Genomic DNA, 17,009 nt, shown 5'->3' on the forward strand with positions numbered 1-17,009 from the left:
AGAGCGACCATCGCAACGCGGGGTTTCCGGGGGCTCGGCCCCCGGAGCAGATATAACAAACGCCGCAGGTCCGCGCTTTCCGCGGACATACGGCGTCCCAAGTTTGGTGGAGCTGTGGGGATTTGAACCCCAGACCCCCTCGATGCGAACGAGGTGCGCTACCAGACTGCGCCACAGCCCCTAACAGCCGTCGGACGTTTGTCCGGCGAACCGCAGCAACATTAACAGGTCGGCCGGGTCGGCCGCGAACCGACCCTCCCGCAACCATCAGGCCGTGTGGTGACGACCGCCGGCCTCGTACGCCCGCCCCCGCAGCCCACCCGCTCGCCGGTAAGACACCGAGCCCGTAGCGGGGAGCTCCGACGGATCGCGGTCCAGGCCCATCGCCGCCCGGCGTACGGCCTCCTTCTGCGCCGCCAGGCGTCTCTGCGCCTCCCGGCGTGCCGCCGCCCGCCGTGCCTGCTCCCGACGCACCTCCGCCTGCCTGGCAGCCAGCCAGGCGGCTTCCCGGGCCTCGATCCGCCGGCGCCGCCGGTCGGTGATGGCCCGGTTGCGCAGGTGCACGAGGTAGAGGCCGAGCAGCGAGCCGGTGCCGGCGAAGCCGATCCAGAAGCCGGGGCTGACGGTGACCACGCCGACCAGCTCGATCAGGTTGAGCAGCAGCAGCGCCGCGAAGACGCGGCGCCGGCGAATAACTGCGGGAGTGTGCCGTCGCGGCGGTGGGCGGCGGGCCGGCCGTTTGCTGGTGACCAGGCGCAGGCGGCGTTGCGGCTTCTCAACTGCCGGGGCCAGAACCGTAACCGTGACCGCTCGCGCGAGGTTGATCGGTCGTCGTCCGGGCACAGTGCGCTGACGGCGGCGGCGCTGCAGCACCCGCGCCGTCGACGACGCCCGCTCCGCGGCGAGCCGCTCGGTGGCGTCGTACCGGCGGACGAGCGCCGGTGCGAGGGCGAGCAGTCCGGCCGCGGCGAGGACGGCGAGGAGCACCGAGGTCGGCACCCTCACCCCTCCCGTCACAGCTTCGGGCGGTCCGCTCTACACTCCCCCAGCCGCGGACCGCAAAACCCGGCGAGGATTTTTCGCGCTGCGGCGACTCGGTGGTCACGGATGGCCCCGAAAAACCCTCAATCTCCCCGAGGCTACGGGCGCGAGCTGCGGAAATGCGCGCGCCGCGCCGGGCGCGTCACGCTGTGAAGATCGGCGAGTCAGGCGCGTACGCGTCGCCAGCGGGCCAGCAGGCCGCCCTCGGCGGCGATCTCCTCGCTGGTCAGGGCGTATCCAAGGTGGTCGCGCCAGCCGCCGTCGATGTGCATGTAGCGCTGGTGGTACGCCTCCTCGCGGAAGCCGAGCTTCTCGACGACGCGGCGGGACGGCACGTTCTCCGGCCGGATGTTGACCTCGATGCGGTGCAGGCCACCGGCCCCGAAGGCGTGGTCGACGGCGAGCGCCAGCGCGGTCGGGATGACCCCGCGACCGGCCACCTGGGCGTCGATCCAGTAGCCGGCGTACGCCGAGCTGAACGCGCGCCGGACGATGTTGCCCAGGTTGATGTGCCCGACGAGCCGGTCCTCGAAGCAGACCGCGAACGGCATGCTCTCGCCGCGCCGGGCGGCCCGCTTCATGTCCTGGTAGACGTAGCCGTACGCCCGGGTGGAATTCATCTCGGCCCAGGGGCCGGGGGGTGCGGACTCCCAGGGGGCCAACCATTTCTGGTTGGCGATGCGGACCTCGGACCAGGCTTTGCCGTCACCGCGCTTGTAGGGCCGCAGCAGAACGGGTCCGTCGGTCAGGACGGCCGGCCATCCGGGCACCGACCCCACCAGCATCATCGCCTCCGGTCGAGCAACAGGACGTCCACGGTCGAGCCTGCGGCCGCCGTGGTGACCCGTTCGCCGAGAACGAGAAGTCCATTTGCCTCGGCCAGGCCGGAAAGAGTGTACGGCCCACCGGCCAGCGGCTGCACGGTGTAACCCCCGCCGCGCCGCTCGGCCACGTGCGCCGGCCGGAATTCGCGCAGGCCACCGGGGGACGACACGGTTTCCAGGAGATGCGCCTTGACGCTGTGCCGGAACACCGGCTCGTTGCCGGCGAGCAGCTGGATGACCGGCCGGGCCAGCACCTCGAAGCCGATCAGGGCGGCGCCGGGCTCGCCGGGCAGGCAGACGACCGGCACCTCTTCGCCGCCGACGGTGCCGAAGCCGAGGGTGGCGCCGGGGCAGAGGGCGACGTCGGTGAACTCGACGACACCACGGCCGGGGTCGCGGCGGGACAGGACGCGGCGGAGCATGTCGCCGGGCCCGGTGCCGGTGCCGCCGGTCGTGATGATCAGGTCGGCGCGCAGGGTCTGGTCCTCGAGGAGGCCGCGCAGGCCCTCCGGGTCGTCGTCGCAGATGCCGATCCGGTAGGCGAGGGCGCCGGCCTCGACCGCGGCGGCGGTGAGCGCGTGCGAGTTGGCGTCGACGACCTGGCCGGGCTGGCTGGGCCGGCCCACGTCGACCAGCTCGTCGCCGGTGGCCACCACGACGACGCGCGGGCTGGGCCGCACCATCACGTGCCCGATGCCGGCCGCGGCGAAGGTGGCCACCATCGCCGGGGTGACGTAGGTGCCGGCCCCGGCGAGCACCTGACCGGCGGCCAGCTCCTCACCGGCCCGCCGGACGCCGGAGCCGCGTTTGGGCGCGTGCAGGATCTCGACGGCGGCCATGGCCTGGTCGGTCCAGTGCACCGGCACCACCACGTCGGCGCCGATCGGCAGCGGCGCCCCGGCCGCCACCGAGAAGCAGGTGCCGGGGGTGAGCCGCACCGGCCGCCAGCTGGCCGCGCCGAGGTCGCCGACGACGTTCAGCCGGACCGGCCGCGGCCCGCCTTCGTGCTTGCCGAAGGAGGGGTGCGAGCCGACCCGGCCGGCCGAGGCGAGGTCTTCCCAGCGTGCCGCGTACCCGTCGATGGCGGCCTGGTCGAAGGCCGGGTACGGGTGCGGGGCGAGCACGTCACCGGCGAGGGTGTTGCCGTGCGCCTGGGTGAGGTCGAGGTCGAGTGAGGGCAGCGCTCGCAACCTGCGCAGCACGCTGCCCAGGTATTCGGCGAGAGGCATCAGCTCGTTGGCGGCCGCCTCGGCATCGGCCGTTGCTGTCATCCCTTCGAACCACCGGCGACGAACTCGGCAAGCCAAGCACGGAACTCTTCGCCCAGGTCAGCCCGGCGGCTGGCCAGCGTCACGACGGCCTGCAGGTAGCCGAGCGGCATGCCGGTGTCGAACCGGTGCCCGCGGTAGATGATGCCGTGCACCGGCACCCCGTCCTGCAGGAGCTGGAACATCGCGTCGGTCAGCTGGATCTCGCCGCCGTTGCCGGGCTTGGTGTTGGCGATCGCTTCGAAGATCGAGCCGGGCAGTACGTAGCGGCCGAGCACGGCCAGGTTGCTGGGTGCCTCCTCCGGCGACGGCTTCTCGACCAGCCCGGTCACCTGCACGATGTCGTCGCCGAGGTCGGAGGGCGCCACCGAGGCGATCCCGTACCGCGAGGTCTCGGACGGCTTGACCTCCATGAAGGCGAGCACGATGCCGCCGGTGCGGGCCTGCAGGTCGAGCATGTCCGGCAGGAGCGGCTTGTCCTCCTCGACGAACTCGTCGCCGAGCAGAACCGCGAACGGGTTGTCCCCGACGTGCGAGGCGCCGCAGCCGACCGCGTGGCCGAGGCCGAGCGGCTCGCCCTGGCGGCAGGTGTAGATGTCGGCGAGCTCGCTGGTGCGGCGCACCGCGGCGAGCCGTTCGAGGTCACCCTTCTCCTCGAGGCGCTGCTCGACGTCGGGCCGGCGGTCGAAGTGGTCCACCATGGACGTCTTGCCGCGCCCGGTCACGAGCAGCACATCGGTGATGCCGGCGGCGGCCGCCTCTTCCACGATGTATTGCAGAACCGGCCGGTCGACGACCGGTAACAACTCCTTCGGGACGGCCTTGGTGGCCGGTAGGAACCTGGTGGCCAGACCGGCCGCGGGAATGACGGCCTTGACCGCCCGGCGGCCGGTCGCATGCGCGTTCGTGGTCATCGAGGTCACCGCACTTTCGCTCAGATCGTGCCCGGACATTCCGCGAGACTATCGGCCGCGCGCCTGGCGCGGCGGTTGCGGCCCACCGGTCACGGTGGTGGTGGGATCAAAATTCACTTCTGGTACGCCCGTGGCGACCGCCGCGAGCCGATAGGTGTCCCGCCCAGCGTTCTTGGCCGCGTACAGAGCGTCATCGGCGGCCCGGAGCACCTGCTTCGCGTCGGAACCGTGCTCGGGGAAGACCGCCACCCCGATCGAGACTGTCACGGGAATGGCACCCCGGCCCTCGATCGGCATCGGCCGGTCGCGGACGGCTGCCCCGAGACGCTCGGCCACGATGGCACCGCCGTACGCGTCGGTCTCCGGCAGCAGCACCACGAACTCCTCCCCACCCTGGCGGAACGCCACGTCCACCTCGCGCAACCCGATCCGGATGCGCCGGGCGAACTCGGCCAGCACCGCGTCCCCGGCCGCGTGCCCGTACGTGTCGTTGACCTTTTTGAAGTGATCGAGGTCCAGCACGAGCACGGCGAGCATCCGCCCGAAGCGATTGGCCCGTTCCACCTCCCGGCGCAACGATTCCCGCAGGTAACGGTAATTCCACAGGCCGGTGAGCGGATCGGTGAGGGACAGCCGCTGGGCCTCCTCGTGTACCCGCACGTTGTGCACGGCAATCCCGGCCTGACCGGCGAAGGTGCGCAGGGTGTGCAGGTCGGCGTCGTCGAAGTCGTCGCTGCCGACCCGGTCGTAGAGGGCGAGCACGCCGAGCGTGGCCGGGGTCGACTCGACCGGCGTGAACGGGTCGTCGACGAGCGGCGCCCGGATCGGCACGGCCACGTACGTACGGCAAGGAGGCTCGACCGATCCCACCTCGCCGTGCCCGCGCCGCGCCTCGCCGGCGGCGGCCACGCCGCCGAGCACCCCCGACCCGACCGGCAGCCGCAGCTTCGTCAGTTCCGCCTCGGGCACGTCCCAGCTGCCGGTGAGCCCGACCGCACAGCGCGCCACGAGCTGCCCGCCGACCGGGTCGAGCAGCAGCACCAGGCCGGATCGGGCGCCGGTGGCGGCGAGCGCGGTCCGCAGGATCACCTGCAGGATCTTGTCGACGTCGTGGGTGCTGGACAGCGTCTCGCCGAGGATCGCGAGATGCCCGCGCAGCTGGTCCCGGCTGGCGGTGAGCGCCTGCACGTAGGCCTGCAGCTCGCGGGTCATCCGGTTGAAGGTGGCGGCGAGCCGGCCCAGCTCGTCCGGGCGCACGATCGGCACCCGGGTGTCCAGGGCACCGCCGGCCACCTGGTCGGCGGCGAGCGCCAGATCGCCGAGCGGACGGGTGGTGGAGGCGGCGAGCCAGCGCGCCACCAGCACCGCGGCGAGTCCGGCGGCGAGCACGACGGTGAGCAGAACGGCGTACAGGAAAGTGGGGTTGCTCTGCGGGACGCTCAGCGTGAGCGGCAGCGGCTGGCCCGGCTCCGCGCTCAGCTCGCGGCTTTCCGGCAGGTCACCGGGGCCGAGGGTGATCTGCGCGCCGCTGGTCGCGGCGAGCCGCGCGAGAAAGTCCCCGTCGACCGCCTGGGTCGCGGTGATCTCGACCGAGCCGGCGGTGGCGGTCGCCGAGATCGCGGTCGGCTCCCCACCCGGCGGATCCGCGCAATCGCCGTTCGTTGCGGCCGCGCCGATCCGGATCTCGCTGGCCAGGCCGCGGACGACGAGCTGGCGGCCGACGGCTTCGCGCTCACTCGCGGACACCACCGCAACGGCGTCGGCGGCGGCCTGCAGCTGCCGGCAGATCGCCCCGATGCCGGTGCGGACCGTGGTCACGGCATGATCGAGTCGTTCCGCCGTGCGGTCCTGACTGACCGTAGCGACTGTCATCGCGACGAAGATGGACCCGAGCAGCACCGGACCGAACACGACCACCAGGAACGCGGTGGTCAGTCGGCCACGTAGCGTCACGCATCCTCCCGGGAAAGGCCATCTTTGGAGCGATGCTGACATAGTGTGCGCCGTTTGCCGCTTTTTGAAAGGGGGTGTTGCATGCCCGATTTACCCGGTGACGGAGAAGGATCTCCACCAGCCAAGATCGCGCTTCGGAGTCAGTTGATTACAGCACGCCGTCACCTGACCCCCGAGACCCGCCTGGCGGCGGCAACCCAACTTCAAGATCAAATCCTTGCTTGCGTACGCCGTGAGCACCCGTCCACCATCGCCGCGTACGTCCCGGTCGGCACCGAGCCCGGCGGAAGTGACCTGCCCGAGTTCCTGGCGGCGCACGCCCGGGTGCTGCTGCCGATCCTGCTGCCCGACGGCGACCTCGACTGGGTGGCCTACGAGGGCCCGTCCTCCCTGATCGAGGGCCCACGCGGCCTGCGCGAGCCGACCGGCCCCCGCCTCGGCGTCACCACGATCGAGTCCGCCGACCTGATCCTGGTCCCGGCCCTGGCCGTGGATCGTCGCGGCATCCGCCTGGGCCGTGGCGGCGGCTCCTACGACCGCGCCTTGGCCCGGTTGATTTCCGACATTCCGGGCGGCCGTCGCCTGGTGGTGGCGCTGCTGCATGACGGCGAGCTGATCGACCACGTACCGGCCGAACCGCACGACCAACCGGTCGACGCGGTGATCACGCCCAGCGGTGGCTTCCGCCTCAGACCGGCCACCGAGTGGACGAAATGACCTCCGATGGCGCAACATTGGCACTCGGAGTTGGCGAGTGCCAGCAGCCGACGTCTTCCGGAGGAGCCGTGCCTACCTATCAGTACGCCTGTACCGAGTGCGGTCACCAGCTCGAGGCGGTCCAGTCGTTCTCCGACCCGGCTCTCACCGAGTGCCCGGACTGCAGCGGCAAACTCCGCAAGGTCTTCAACTCGGTCGGCATCGTCTTCAAGGGTTCCGGCTTCTACCGCAACGACTCCCGCGCGGGCGGCGTGAGCGCCGAGAAGCCCGGCCCCACCGGCAACGATGCACCGAAGAAGTCGGACTCGTCGACGTCGTCGTCCGACTCGTCGAGCTCAGGTTCGAGTTCGAGCTCTGGTTCGTCCGGCTCGTCGTCGAGTTCGTCGTCCAACGGCTCGTCGTCCAGCTCGTCGGGTTCGTCGTCGTCGGGTTCCTCATCCGGCTCGTCGTCCTCGGGCTCGAGCTCGTCGGGCAGCGCCAAGGCGACCACAGCTTCCTGACCCAAGCGTCAACAGGCGCGCCAGGCCACCGGCCTGGCGCGCCTGTTCGTGTGCCCTGCCCGCACGCCCACCGCTCGCCTGCTCACCCGGCCCGCCACCCTGCTCGCGTGCTCCGGCCCCGTAGCACGCGCGGTGCCGCCGTGGGAGTTGTCCACAGTTCCGGGTTGTCCACAGGGCCTCAGCGAGCGACCTTCCGTCCGTCCTAACGTCTGCCCCGGCGCCAAACGACCACGGCGCCTCGGCGGAGGGAGGGCACAGCAATGAGCAGATCTCGCACGGCTCCAACCGGCTCTGCTCATCCCAAGGCAAACGGGAACGCCATCCACGTCAGTGGCGATGGGCGCCTGGATCCCGTGCGCCGGCACCGGCCGACCCGCGGCACGCTGCTACGCCTCGTGGCTGTCGCGGCTCTGCTGGTCACCGCCGCCGCGGTGTCGTGGTCACCCGCGCGATCCTGCGCGGACCCTCGGGCCGGCGTCGCGGCCGATCCCCCGCGAGCGGCAAGCGCGGCCGCGACGCCCCCGAGGGCTCACCCCACCCGCACAGACCGCCCATCCACCGGCCAACCTCAGCCGGCCGGCCCATCAGCCAACACCGCCGGCGCGGCCGACACCGCGGCCGCAGCCAACACAGCGGGCGCAGGCAGCCAGGGGGTGCCGGCGGGCCGCCTCGGGGTGCCGCCGGGCAGCCTGGGCGTGCCCGTCAGGCTGGCCGATCCGGCCGCGCTGAGCCTGGTGCGCCCCGGCAACTGGGTCGATCTGCTCCGCATCGACCCGGCCGGCGGCGACAGCACGCCGGTGGCGACGTCCGCCCTGGTGCTGGAGGTCAGTGGAGCTGACGACCCAACGACCGGCGGCCTGCTCCTGGCTTTGACTCCGGCCGAGGCCGAGCAAGCCGCGACCAACCCTGGCCACGGCTTCGCGATCCTGATCCGCCCCGGCTGAGCCTCGCCCAAGGCTCGTCCCGCGATCGCACGGGCAGCAACGCGGCCCAAATGGCACGCGCCGCATCCGCCTCCAGGTGGCCGACGGACCGGCCATCGGCTCAGCGGGACCCGGCCATCGGCTCAGCGGGACCCGGCCATCGGCTCAGCGGGACCCGGCCGCCGGCTCAGCCCCAGTGGGGCGGGCGGTCCTCCCAGAGGCGTTCGTCGTTGGTGTCGCCGCGCTCGCCCCAGCCGCGCTCGGTGTCGTCACGAGTTTGATCGGGCAGAATCACGGCCTCCTCCGACTCGAAGTCGACCTCACGTTCAGCGTCGTTATCGCGCTCTGGCTCATCCAGAATGTCCACGGCTAAGAGCGTAGGCCGCGCCGCTGCGGCCGTCTTCCCCCTACGGTTGTACCGTCGGTGAACGTGAGCTCCCCCACCGGCGTCCCGGACGACGACGCGTACTGGCAGCGCCCGGACCCGTCGTCCGCGCAGCCTGCCCCGCCACCGCCCAGCAGGCCGGAGCCCACCCCGGCCAACCCTTACTACGGGCCACCGCAGGCGCCCCCGCCGCCGTCGTCGTGGCGGCCGCCGACGATCTCCCAGCCGCCACCGCCGCGCGCCCTGCCCACCCAGGACATGGACGCGCTGGACGAGGCCGAGGGCTCGGCCCGCACGGTGACCTACGGCGTGGGCCTGGTCGCCGGCGCCATCGCGGTCATCCTGATGTGCCTGCTCTGCGCCCGAGCCATCTTCTGACGCGCACAGCCCGACCGCATGCCGGCCCGAAGAGCCGGCCGCATGCCGGCACCCCGAGGGCGCCGGCACGCGGCCCAAGCGGCCACAGCCCCGGGCCGCCTGTGGCGGCCGGGGCCGATCACGTCTTAGTACTGGCCCCAGACGGCCGTCGCGCCCGAGTCGCCGGTTTTGTAGACGTAGTAGACCGACAGGACGGCCAGCACGACGGCTACCGCGGCCAGGATCCACTCGACGATCTTGGGCAGGCCGCCTCGGCGGGTCAGGATGACCAGGACCAGGCTGACTATGCCCAGGCCCAGCGAGAACAGGAAGGTCATCGAGCCGTAGTGCATGTGGTCGTCGAGGATGACCTTGCCGTTGCCCTTGAGGCCCTGGCCGATCAAGCGGTCGTAGAGCTTCTCGCCGGACTCCTTCGCGACGAACGTGGATGCCGGCGCGGCGATGGCGAGCAGCACGACCGCCCAGCCGATCTTCGCGCGCCACTGGCCGATCAGCGCATAAGCGATGGCGCCCAGAGCCAGCAACGGGACGAAGACGACCGCCGCGTGCAGCACCAACGCATGCACCGGCAGGCCGTTTACCTGGTCGAACAAGACGCCTCCTCGATCATGAACGGACCGCCAGCTTAGAAGTATCTGACGGCGCAAGCATCCGCTGTGTGCGCTTACGCCCGTCCGGTCGATCTGGTTCACCGTCCCGGCCGATCCATTCACTGTCCGCCCGGATCATTTGATATCCGGGCGGAACGAAGCACCTGATGACCTTTGTTGTTGGGCTTTCCGCGGAACCGTGTTGTCATGGACAAATGTCCACCGGCGAAGAGTTGCTGCGTGAGCACGGCCTGCGGGTCACCAAGCCGCGCCTCGCCGTGCTGGAGGTTCTCACCGAGGGCGGCCATCTCGAGGTGGACGACATCGCCCGCCAGGCCCGCGACCGCCTCGACTCGGTCTCCACCCAGGCCGTCTACGACGTGCTCGGCGCCCTGTCCCGGGCCGGCCTGGCCCGGCGCATCGAGCCGGCCGGCAGCCCGGCCCGTTTCGAGGCCCGGGCCGGCGACAACCACCATCACATCGTCTGCCGCGGGTGCGGCGCCATCGCCGATGTCGACTGCGCGGTCGGCGAGCGGCCCTGCCTGAGTCCGGGCGGTGGTCATGGCTTCGAGGTCGACGAGGCCGAGGTGACGTTCTGGGGCCTGTGTCCGGATTGCCAGGCGCGCCGCCGGGCCGACGAAGCCGGCTGATCAGCCGAGATCAGAAAACGCGGCCGCCCCGAATCGGAGAAGCCCCGGATGGGGGCCGTTTCTGAACGGGTTCAACTTTCCCAGGATTCCGTGGCAGTCTGGATCGCATGAGTGGCGACGTCGGGCTGTTCGGACCGGGCTCGGTGACCTGGCGACTGCATCAGGAGCCGATCCTGCTGCTGGGCGGTCTCCGCTCCCTCTACCTTCAGGCGCTGCACCCGCGGGCGGTCACCGCGGTGGCACAGAATTCCCGCTACCGCGCCGATCCATGGGGCCGCCTCACCCGCACCTCGGCGTATGTGGGCACGGTCATCTGGGGCACCACCGCGGAGGCCGAGGCGGCCGCGCTGCGGGTCCGCCGGATGCACGCACGGATGCGTGCGGTCGACCCGCGCACCGGTGAGCCGTTCCGCATCGACGAGCCCGGCCTGCTGCGCTGGGTGCACGTCGCCGAGGTCGAGTCGTTCCTGACCACCGCGGTCCGGGCCGGCGTCCGCCTCACCCCGGCCGAGATCGACGGCTACTACACCGAGCAGTTGAAGGCCGCCGAGCTGATGGGCCTCGACCCGGCCACCGTGCCGGCCACCGCCGACGAGGTGTCCGCCTACTACGACGAGACGCTGCCGAGCCTCGCACTGTCCCGGGACGGCGTCGAGACCGCGCTGTTCCTGACCGTGCCGTCGGTGCCGGAGAACTGGGGCGGCCGGGCCTTCCGCCTGGGTCTGACCCTGGGCCCGACCCGCTGGGCCTACTTCGGCGTCGCCGCCACCGCGATGGCCATGCTCCCGCCGTGGGCCCGCCGCCTCTACGGCGGCTTGGGCCTGCCCACCACCGACCTGACCGCCGACCTGTCGGCCCGCGGTCTGCGTTTCCTGCTCTCCACCGTGCTGGCCACGATCCCCCGCAGTCTGCAGGTGACCCCGATCCGCGAGGCGGCCCTGGCCCGGGCCGCCGCGGCCGCCGTCCTCTAAGAGCTGCCCAGGTGCTCGACCGACGTCCACGGCTCCTTGGCCGGGGCCTCCAGGCCGGCCGGGCACGTCTTGCGGAAGTCGCACCAGCTGCACAGCGAGCCCGGGTTGGTCGGGAACTCGGCATCCGGGTCGGCGCCGGCCGCGACCGCCTTCTCGGCGGCCATGATGTCGCGGGCCGTGTCCTCCGCGCGGCGGACCTGACGGGCCAGCGACTCCTCGGTGTGCTCGTGGACCACGACCGTGCCGGTGGGCAGGTGATGAAGCTCCACGCGGTGGCACGGGCGGCGGAAGACGCGCTGCGCCGCATACGCATAAAGGGCCAGCGCCTGTGAGCCGCGCGCGTCGTCGGCGCCGAGGCCGGACCGGCCGGTCTTGTAGTCGACGATGACCGCCTCGGCCCCCTCGTCACCGACCCGCGAGTCGATCCGGTCGGCGCGGCCGTTGAAGGCGAGCACCGCCGTCTTGGTGGCGACCACCCGCTCGACGCCGAGCGGCTCCTCCTGCGGGTCGAGCGTCGCCACGTAGCTCTCCAGCCAGCGCAGCGCCTGCTGATAGGTGACCCGCTCCTGATCGACATCGCGGTAGCCCTCGCGCACCCAGGTCGCCTTGAGCAGGGTCGGCAGCGAGCCGGGCACCCGCCGGTCGAGGGGCAGCGCATACCAATTCTTCAGCGCCGTGTGGACGCTCGCGCCGAGCGAGTTGTGCGCCCACGGCGGGCCCTTCGGCGGGGTGGGGCGGTCGACGTAGGAATACCGATAGCGGCGGGGGCAGTCGGCGTAGGCGCCCAGCTTGCTCGGCGTGCAGACGAACAGCCGCTCGGGCATGCCGTCGAAGCCGAGCTGCTCGGGCACCGCGCCGCGGGATCTGGTGGAGGCCACGCGACAATCCTGCCAGCACCCCCCGACAAGAATTCAGCCCGCGTGCGCCGCCGTGTACAGCTCCACGAACGCGTCCACCGCGTCGGCGATCAGCTGCACGGCGATGGCGGCCAGCAGCAGGCCGGCGATCCGGGTGAGCACCTCGATGCCGGCCGGGCGGAGCAGCTTGACGATCCCGCCGGAGAAGCGCAGGACCAGCCAGACGGTGAGCATCACCAGAACGATGCCGATGCCGATCACCGCGTACTCGTCAAGGCCGTCGGCCCGCCGCACGAACAGCATGGTGGCGACGATCGCACCGGGCCCGGCCAGCAGCGGAGTGCCGATCGGCACGAGCGCCACGTTGGTGGTCTGGGCCTGCTGGTCGGCCTCGTCGGTCTTGCCGGTGAGCAGCTGCAGCGCGACCAGGACGAGCAGCAGACCGCCGGCGCCCTGCAGCGCGGGCAGCTGGACGTGCAGGTAATCGAGCAGCGTCTGGCCGGCCACGGCGAAGCCCACGATCACCCCGAGGGCGAGCAGCACGGCCTGGGTGCCGGCCTTCATCCGCTGCCGGGACGGCATGGCGCCGGTCAGCGCGAGGAACACCGGGACCATGCCGGGCGGGTCGACGATGACCAGCAGGGTCACGTAGACCTCGCCGAGGAACTTGAGATTCACCCGATCAAGGTAGGGAAAGCGGACCGATTACGCAGGCGGGTGCGTCGAGGGTCACCCCAGGACGGGCACGCCGGTCGCGGCGGACACGATTTTCTCGTACGCCTCGAACGCGGTCGTGAAGGCACCCAGCCGGACCGTCTTGTGCGTGCCGTGGAAGTCGGATGATCCGGTGACCACCAGACCGAGGTCTTCCGCCAGCCCCCGCACGTGCGCCCGCTCCACCGGCGAATGGTCCTCATGATCGGCCTCGAGTCCGAAGAGGCCGGCGTCGGCCAGGTCGGCGATCAGCTGATCCGGCACCACCCGCCCGCGCACGGTCGCTCGCGGATGCGCGAAAACGGCCACCCCACCGGCCTCCCGAACCGCCCGCACGGCCTCGAAAACATCAAGATCCGCCTTGGGTACGAAGTACTTCGCGCCCAGCCACCGCGATGCGAAGGCCTCGTTGGTCGTCCCGACGAGGCCCGCCCGGATCAGGGCCTGGGCGATGTGTGGCCGCCCGACCGACCCGCCGGCCGCGTAGCCGTGGACCTCGGCCCAGGTGATCGGCACCCCGTCGGCACGCAGCTTGTCCACGATCTTCTCGGCGCGCTGCTCACGGTCGCTGCGCAGGGCGGTGAGGTCGGCCGCGAGCCGGGGCTCGGCCGGGTCGAAGAGGTAGGCGAGCAGGTGCAGGGCGATCGGATATTCCTCGGCGCCGAACCAGCGGCAGGACAACTCGGCCCCGCGGACCAGGGTGAGCCCGTCCGGTCGGGCCGCGGCTGCCGCGGCCCAGCCACCGGTGGTGTCGTGGTCGGTGATCGCCATGACGTCGAGGCCCGCCGCCGCCCCCGCGGTGACCAGTTGCGCGGGGGTGAGAGTGCCGTCGCTGGCGGTCGAATGGCAGTGCAGGTCAATTCTGGTCACCCGAAAACGCTACCGGCCGCGCACAAGGCACGACCGGTCGGCGGCGAGATCCCTTGCTCACAGGGCCATCACCCAGCGGATCAGGGTCAGGCGTCGTCGCCGTCGCTGTCCTTGCCGAGGCGCGCCTCGACCGCCTGCGGCTCGTACATCTCCTCGACGACGCGCAGGTAGAGCTCGTTGGGGTTGGGCAGGTGCTTGACCTCACGGAGCGCCTGGTCCTGGCCGGCCGACTCGAGGACGAACGTGCCGTAGCTGAGCATCCGGCCGAGGGCGGACTGTTCGTACTTCATGTCGGTCACCCGCAGGAGGGGCATCATGGCCACCCGCCGGGTGATGATGCCGTTGACCACCATCACCCGCTTGTTGGTCAGGATGAAGCGATCGAAATACCAGTCGAAGACCTTCCAGGCCACCCAGCCGATGACACCGAGCCAGATCAGCACGGCCACGGTGACCAGACCGTCGACATTTTGCCGGGTCAGGAAGCCGGCCAGGTATCCCAGCAGGAGGGTGGCACCGGCACCGATACCGAGCGGGGTGGAGAGGTGGATCCAGTGCCGCTTCCACTCGCCGCGATAGCGCTCGGTGGGGAAGAGGTAGCGGGCGACCAGAGTGGTCGGCTCGTCCTCGAGCGGCAGCACCCGGCGTGGTCCGCCGCCACCGCCCTCGGGGCCGAGGCCCGCAAGTTCCTCTTCGGTGATGATGGGCGGTTCGTACTCGCCCGAATCGGCGTAGCCCGCGTCCGGCGAATAGCCGGCGTCGGGTGAGTAGCCAGCGTCCGGGTTGAAGCCCGGACCCTCCGAATAGGGACGCCGTCGTTGGTCGTCGTACTCGGGATCTACATACGCCGAGTCTCGGTACCCGAAGTTCTCGTCGTCCTCGTCTCGAGGGCGCCCAGCACCCTCGTTTCGAGGCTCGTGCGGCTCAGCAGGACCACCCATGTAGTGATGCTAAGCGACGAGGTTGGTGAAGAACTGGCCGAAGCCCCGGGCAATATCGGCGATCGTGCCTCCGAGGGAGGAGAACACATCCGCTGCCGAGTTCGGATTGAAGGCAATGAAAAAGATCAAGAACGCGATACCAAGCCAGGTGAGAACCTTCTTGATCATGGCGGGCCTTCTCCTGTAGGTGCGGTGACGGTCAGCGCCGCGGCAGTACTGACGGTATCAGCTTCGTCGCTCGGTGTGAACAATGTGACCGAAAAGCCGATACCGAACCCGCAGGTCAAGGCCTGTTTTTCAGGCTCGGCCATGCAGGTACGGGGACGGCGCTCCGTACACGAGCTCGGGCGGCACGCCCTCGACAAGATCATGCAGAACGACATGCTCCGCGAGGAAGTAGCCCGCGCTTGCGGGCCACGCTACCGCATAGAGCCACATTCCTTTGGCCTCACTCACGTAGGCGCTTCGATCTTCCGGGGACTTGACGCACCACAGTGGAGTGGGGTGCCCACCCGCCTTGATCTTGGCATGTGGACCAGCATGTCCACTGGGGTCGGCCAGCGCCTCGGCGATCAGATATCCCGGGTCGATGCCGGGAATGCCAGCGAATCTGGTGCCCAGCCCGACCCCCGGATGCTCGGCGATCAGGACCACATCGGCCGGTCCGCCACCGAGCGGCTCGGGCCCGCTGCAGGAGATCGCGCTGGCCCGCACGCCGCGCCGATCGTCACCCGCCCAGCCGACGCCGGTCACCATCCACCCGGAAGGGAGCGGCCACGGGCACCAGAACGGCACCCGTTCGGGTGCGGGCTGCCGCAGCACGCTGTCGACGATCTCGGCGCTGATGTGCTCGGCCACATGGAACGGCGGCACGTCACCACAATTGTCACATCGCCAATCGGTGTGCATCAGGTCCGGCTTCCGGACCTGTGCAGCGCATCTGGGGCAACTCACCGTGACACCCACGCAGATAACCGTGCGGTGCGACGGGCCCCTCGTCAAGCGAATCGGCAGAACCCGGATGCATCCGGCGGATTCACTCCGGCGGGGGTCCCGCGTGTGCGCGGATCCAGGCGTGCATCGCGATCCCGCTGGCGACCCCGGCGTTGATCGAGCGGGTCGAGCCGTACTGGGCGATCGAGAAGAGCTGGCTGCAGGCGGCGCGGGCGGGCGCGGAGAGCCCAGGCCCCTCCTGGCCGAAGAGCAGCACGCACCGGCGCGGCAGGGTGGTCGTCTCCATCGGCCGCGAGCCGGGCAGGTTGTCGATCCCGATCACCGGCAGCCCGGACTCTACCGCCCAGGCGACGAACTCCTCGATCGTCGGATGGTGCCGGACGTGCTGGTAGCGATCGGTGACCATGGCGCCGCGCCGGTTCCACTTGCGCAGGCCGACGATGTGCACCTCGGCAGCGAGGAACGCGTTGGCGTTGCGCACCACGGTGCCGATGTTGAGATCGTGCTGCCAGTTCTCGATCGCGATGTGGAACTCGTGCCGCCGGGTGTCCAGGTCGGCCACGACCGCCTCACGCCGCCAGTACCGATAGCGATCCACCACGTTGCGACGATCACCCTGCGCAAGCAACTCGGGGTCGAATCGCGGATCGGCCGGCCACTCGCCCACCCAGGGGCCCAAGCCAACCTCGATCGACTGGTCCTCACCGGTGTTCATGGGCGGTTACGCTACCCATCTGCCGGGAGACGCAATGAGCGGCGGGGCCCTCCCCGGCACCCGCCGCCCACGCTCTGTAGGACGAGAGTCTGCCTCACCGTGCGTATCGATGTGAAGGTCTTTCAGACGTGAGCCAGATCACATTTAAGAATGTTAACTATTACTGTCGGTTCGCGTGCTGACCAGGCAAGCAGCGGGTGCGTCCGGCCCGGGTAACCATGTCCCGGTTTCTAGTGGCAAAACGGACGTCACAACTTGTTTGATAACTGAGAGCGCTCTCCCTACTTATCGTTACGATGGGTGGTCTAGGGTCAACACCGCGTTCCGAAATCGTGCCGCAGGACACGTGTCGTCAAGCCACGGACGGGAATGGCACTAGGGGACGATGGGTTTCATCGCACGCAAGCCAATTTTCCCGTGGACGGAGACATCATGGCGACGGTTGCGCTGACCGCTGAGAACTTCGACGAGGTCACCAGCAAGGACGGCATCGTTCTGGTCGACTTCTGGGCCAGCTGGTGCGGCCCGTGCGTCCGCTTCGCGCCGACGTACGAGCGGTCTTCCGAGAAGCACCCGGAGATCACGTTCGGCAAGGTGGACACCGAGGCCGAGCAGACGATCGCCGCAAAGTTCGACATCCGCTCGATCCCGACGATCATGGCCGTCCGCGACGGCGTCATCGTCTTCTCCCAGCCGGGCGCTCTCCCCGAGTCCGCCCTGGAGAACCTGATCGAGCAGGTCGAGAAGCTCGACATGGACGACGTACGCAAGCAGCTCGCGGCGCACAGCCACTGAGCTCGGCAACAGCACACCGGCCCGCGGACCCTTGGTCCGCGGGCCGTTT

21 protein-coding genes, 1 tRNA gene and 1 pseudogene are annotated in these 17,009 nt (G+C 70.4%); 7 read left to right on the plus strand and 16 right to left on the minus strand.

What is annotated here, in order from left to right; translation table 11 throughout:
* Nucleotides 1–104 precede the first annotated feature (104 nt).
* The 6 genes from Adu01nite_RS04565 to Adu01nite_RS04590 form a co-directional block, all read right to left on the minus strand.
* Nucleotides 105–181 (minus strand) — tRNA-Ala (locus Adu01nite_RS04565).
* Between the two features lie 86 nt (nt 182–267).
* A complete protein-coding gene (gene sepX / locus Adu01nite_RS04570; protein ID WP_203725145.1) occupies nt 268–999 on the minus strand; it encodes a divisome protein SepX/GlpR in 732 nt (243 codons plus the stop codon).
* 206 nt (nt 1,000–1,205) lie between these two features.
* Nucleotides 1,206–1,829, minus strand: coding sequence for a GNAT family N-acetyltransferase (locus Adu01nite_RS04575; protein WP_203725147.1), 624 nt, complete (start codon nt 1,827–1,829; stop codon nt 1,206–1,208).
* Nucleotides 1,826–3,136: a molybdopterin molybdotransferase MoeA gene (locus tag Adu01nite_RS04580; RefSeq protein WP_203725149.1), complete on the minus strand. Its 1,311-nt coding sequence runs from the start codon at nt 3,134–3,136 to the stop codon at nt 1,826–1,828. The genes Adu01nite_RS04575 and Adu01nite_RS04580 overlap by 4 nt, the downstream gene beginning before the upstream one ends.
* A complete protein-coding gene (locus Adu01nite_RS04585) occupies nt 3,133–4,047 on the minus strand; it encodes a UTP--glucose-1-phosphate uridylyltransferase (protein ID WP_203725181.1) in 915 nt (304 codons plus the stop codon). Before Adu01nite_RS04585 ends, Adu01nite_RS04580 begins: the two co-directional genes overlap by 4 nt.
* Nucleotides 4,048–4,095: 48 nt before the next feature.
* The gene (locus tag Adu01nite_RS04590) at nt 4,096–6,000 is read right to left on the minus strand and encodes a diguanylate cyclase (RefSeq protein WP_239132129.1); all 1,905 of its coding nucleotides are present in this window, start codon (nt 5,998–6,000) and stop codon (nt 4,096–4,098) included.
* 81 nt (nt 6,001–6,081) lie between these two features.
* On the opposite strand from Adu01nite_RS04590, the gene Adu01nite_RS04595 reads away from it, so the two are divergent.
* Nucleotides 6,082–6,717, plus strand: a complete 636-nt coding sequence (locus Adu01nite_RS04595) for a 5-formyltetrahydrofolate cyclo-ligase (protein WP_203725153.1) — start codon at nt 6,082–6,084, stop codon at nt 6,715–6,717.
* Nucleotides 6,714–6,878 (plus strand): annotated as a pseudogene (locus Adu01nite_RS47545) (FmdB family zinc ribbon protein); the annotation flags it as partial. The gene Adu01nite_RS04595 and the pseudogene Adu01nite_RS47545, both read left to right, overlap by 4 nt.
* A gap of 62 nt (nt 6,879–6,940) precedes the next feature.
* On the opposite strand, the gene Adu01nite_RS47550 reads toward Adu01nite_RS47545, so the two are convergent.
* On the minus strand, nt 6,941–7,222 hold the full coding sequence (locus tag Adu01nite_RS47550) for a hypothetical protein (RefSeq protein WP_239132131.1): 282 nt from the start codon (nt 7,220–7,222) through the stop codon (nt 6,941–6,943).
* A gap of 690 nt (nt 7,223–7,912) precedes the next feature.
* On the opposite strand from Adu01nite_RS47550, the gene Adu01nite_RS04605 reads away from it, so the two are divergent.
* Nucleotides 7,913–8,161 carry a hypothetical protein gene (locus tag Adu01nite_RS04605; protein WP_203725157.1) on the plus strand — a complete coding sequence of 83 codons (249 nt, stop codon included), beginning with the start codon at nt 7,913–7,915 and terminating at the stop codon, nt 8,159–8,161.
* Nucleotides 8,162–8,327: 166 nt separating this feature from the next.
* On the opposite strand, the gene Adu01nite_RS04610 is transcribed toward Adu01nite_RS04605, so the two are convergent.
* Nucleotides 8,328–8,507 carry a hypothetical protein gene (locus Adu01nite_RS04610; RefSeq protein ID WP_203725160.1) on the minus strand — a complete coding sequence of 60 codons (180 nt, stop codon included), beginning with the start codon at nt 8,505–8,507 and terminating at the stop codon, nt 8,328–8,330.
* Between the two features lie 63 nt (nt 8,508–8,570).
* On the opposite strand from Adu01nite_RS04610, the gene Adu01nite_RS04615 reads away from it, so the two are divergent.
* Nucleotides 8,571–8,903, plus strand: a complete 333-nt coding sequence (locus Adu01nite_RS04615; protein ID WP_239132130.1) for a translation initiation factor 2 — start codon at nt 8,571–8,573, stop codon at nt 8,901–8,903.
* 125 nt (nt 8,904–9,028) lie between these two features.
* Here Adu01nite_RS04615 and Adu01nite_RS04620 read toward each other — a convergent pair whose 3' ends face one another.
* Nucleotides 9,029–9,496 (minus strand): DUF2231 domain-containing protein, encoded by a 468-nt coding sequence (locus Adu01nite_RS04620; protein WP_203725163.1) that lies wholly within the window; start codon nt 9,494–9,496, stop codon nt 9,029–9,031.
* A 212-nt stretch (nt 9,497–9,708) separates the two neighbouring features.
* On the opposite strand from Adu01nite_RS04620, the gene Adu01nite_RS04625 reads away from it, so the two are divergent.
* Together Adu01nite_RS04625 and Adu01nite_RS04630 are read left to right on the plus strand one after the other, a co-directional pair.
* Nucleotides 9,709–10,143, plus strand: a complete 435-nt coding sequence (locus tag Adu01nite_RS04625; protein ID WP_203725165.1) for a Fur family transcriptional regulator — start codon at nt 9,709–9,711, stop codon at nt 10,141–10,143.
* A gap of 107 nt (nt 10,144–10,250) precedes the next feature.
* Entirely contained in the window at nt 10,251–11,114 is an 864-nt protein-coding gene (locus tag Adu01nite_RS04630) for an oxygenase MpaB family protein (RefSeq protein ID WP_203725167.1), read from the plus strand.
* Here Adu01nite_RS04630 and Adu01nite_RS04635 read toward each other — a convergent pair.
* From Adu01nite_RS04635 to Adu01nite_RS04665, 7 genes are all read right to left on the minus strand, one after another.
* Nucleotides 11,111–11,938, minus strand: a complete 828-nt coding sequence (locus Adu01nite_RS04635; RefSeq protein ID WP_203725183.1) for a RecB family exonuclease — start codon at nt 11,936–11,938, stop codon at nt 11,111–11,113. The genes Adu01nite_RS04630 and Adu01nite_RS04635 overlap by 4 nt on opposite strands.
* A gap of 87 nt (nt 11,939–12,025) precedes the next feature.
* Nucleotides 12,026–12,649 (minus strand): MarC family protein, encoded by a 624-nt coding sequence (locus tag Adu01nite_RS04640; RefSeq protein ID WP_203725169.1) that lies wholly within the window; start codon nt 12,647–12,649, stop codon nt 12,026–12,028.
* 51 nt (nt 12,650–12,700) lie between these two features.
* Nucleotides 12,701–13,555: a PHP domain-containing protein gene (locus tag Adu01nite_RS04645; RefSeq protein WP_203725171.1), complete on the minus strand. Its 855-nt coding sequence runs from the start codon at nt 13,553–13,555 to the stop codon at nt 12,701–12,703.
* Between the two features lie 86 nt (nt 13,556–13,641).
* The gene (locus tag Adu01nite_RS04650; RefSeq protein WP_203725172.1) at nt 13,642–14,496 is read right to left on the minus strand and encodes a PH domain-containing protein; all 855 of its coding nucleotides are present in this window, start codon (nt 14,494–14,496) and stop codon (nt 13,642–13,644) included.
* Between the two features lie 9 nt (nt 14,497–14,505).
* On the minus strand, nt 14,506–14,664 hold the full coding sequence (locus Adu01nite_RS04655; protein ID WP_203725175.1) for a hypothetical protein: 159 nt from the start codon (nt 14,662–14,664) through the stop codon (nt 14,506–14,508).
* A 129-nt stretch (nt 14,665–14,793) separates the two neighbouring features.
* A complete protein-coding gene (locus Adu01nite_RS04660) occupies nt 14,794–15,462 on the minus strand; it encodes a DUF6758 family protein (protein ID WP_307836546.1) in 669 nt (222 codons plus the stop codon).
* Nucleotides 15,463–15,532: 70 nt separating this feature from the next.
* On the minus strand, nt 15,533–16,165 hold the full coding sequence (locus tag Adu01nite_RS04665; RefSeq protein ID WP_203725177.1) for a TrmH family RNA methyltransferase: 633 nt from the start codon (nt 16,163–16,165) through the stop codon (nt 15,533–15,535).
* Nucleotides 16,166–16,597: 432 nt separating this feature from the next.
* On the opposite strand from Adu01nite_RS04665, the gene trxA reads away from it, so the two are divergent.
* Nucleotides 16,598–16,960, plus strand: a complete 363-nt coding sequence (trxA, locus tag Adu01nite_RS04670) for a thioredoxin (RefSeq protein WP_203725179.1) — start codon at nt 16,598–16,600, stop codon at nt 16,958–16,960.
* Nucleotides 16,961–17,009: the final 49 nt, after the last annotated feature.

It is taken from the genome of Paractinoplanes durhamensis, from assembly GCF_016862175.1.
Classification (GTDB): domain Bacteria; phylum Actinomycetota; class Actinomycetes; order Mycobacteriales; family Micromonosporaceae; genus Actinoplanes; species Actinoplanes durhamensis.

What these genes read in the sequence shown, in the direction of transcription:
- Adu01nite_RS04575 (WP_203725147.1), bottom strand. Translation starts at nt 1,829, where the DNA reads ATGATGCTGGTGGGGTCGGTGCCCGGATGGCCGGCCGTCCTGACCGAC.
- Adu01nite_RS04580 (WP_203725149.1), bottom strand. Translation starts at nt 3,136, where the DNA reads ATGACAGCAACGGCCGATGCCGAGGCGGCCGCCAACGAGCTGATGCCT.
- Adu01nite_RS04585 (WP_203725181.1), bottom strand. Translation starts at nt 4,047, where the DNA reads ATGACCACGAACGCGCATGCGACCGGCCGCCGGGCGGTCAAGGCCGTC.
- Adu01nite_RS04595 (WP_203725153.1), top strand. Translation starts at nt 6,082, where the DNA reads ATGCCCGATTTACCCGGTGACGGAGAAGGATCTCCACCAGCCAAGATC.
- Adu01nite_RS04625 (WP_203725165.1), top strand. Translation starts at nt 9,709, where the DNA reads ATGTCCACCGGCGAAGAGTTGCTGCGTGAGCACGGCCTGCGGGTCACC.
- Adu01nite_RS04630 (WP_203725167.1), top strand. Translation starts at nt 10,251, where the DNA reads ATGAGTGGCGACGTCGGGCTGTTCGGACCGGGCTCGGTGACCTGGCGA.
- Adu01nite_RS04635 (WP_203725183.1), bottom strand. Translation starts at nt 11,938, where the DNA reads ATGCCCGAGCGGCTGTTCGTCTGCACGCCGAGCAAGCTGGGCGCCTAC.
- Adu01nite_RS04650 (WP_203725172.1), bottom strand. Translation starts at nt 14,496, where the DNA reads ATGGGTGGTCCTGCTGAGCCGCACGAGCCTCGAAACGAGGGTGCTGGG.
- Adu01nite_RS04655 (WP_203725175.1), bottom strand. Translation starts at nt 14,664, where the DNA reads ATGATCAAGAAGGTTCTCACCTGGCTTGGTATCGCGTTCTTGATCTTT.
- Adu01nite_RS04665 (WP_203725177.1), bottom strand. Translation starts at nt 16,165, where the DNA reads ATGAACACCGGTGAGGACCAGTCGATCGAGGTTGGCTTGGGCCCCTGG.
- trxA (WP_203725179.1), top strand. Translation starts at nt 16,598, where the DNA reads ATGGCGACGGTTGCGCTGACCGCTGAGAACTTCGACGAGGTCACCAGC.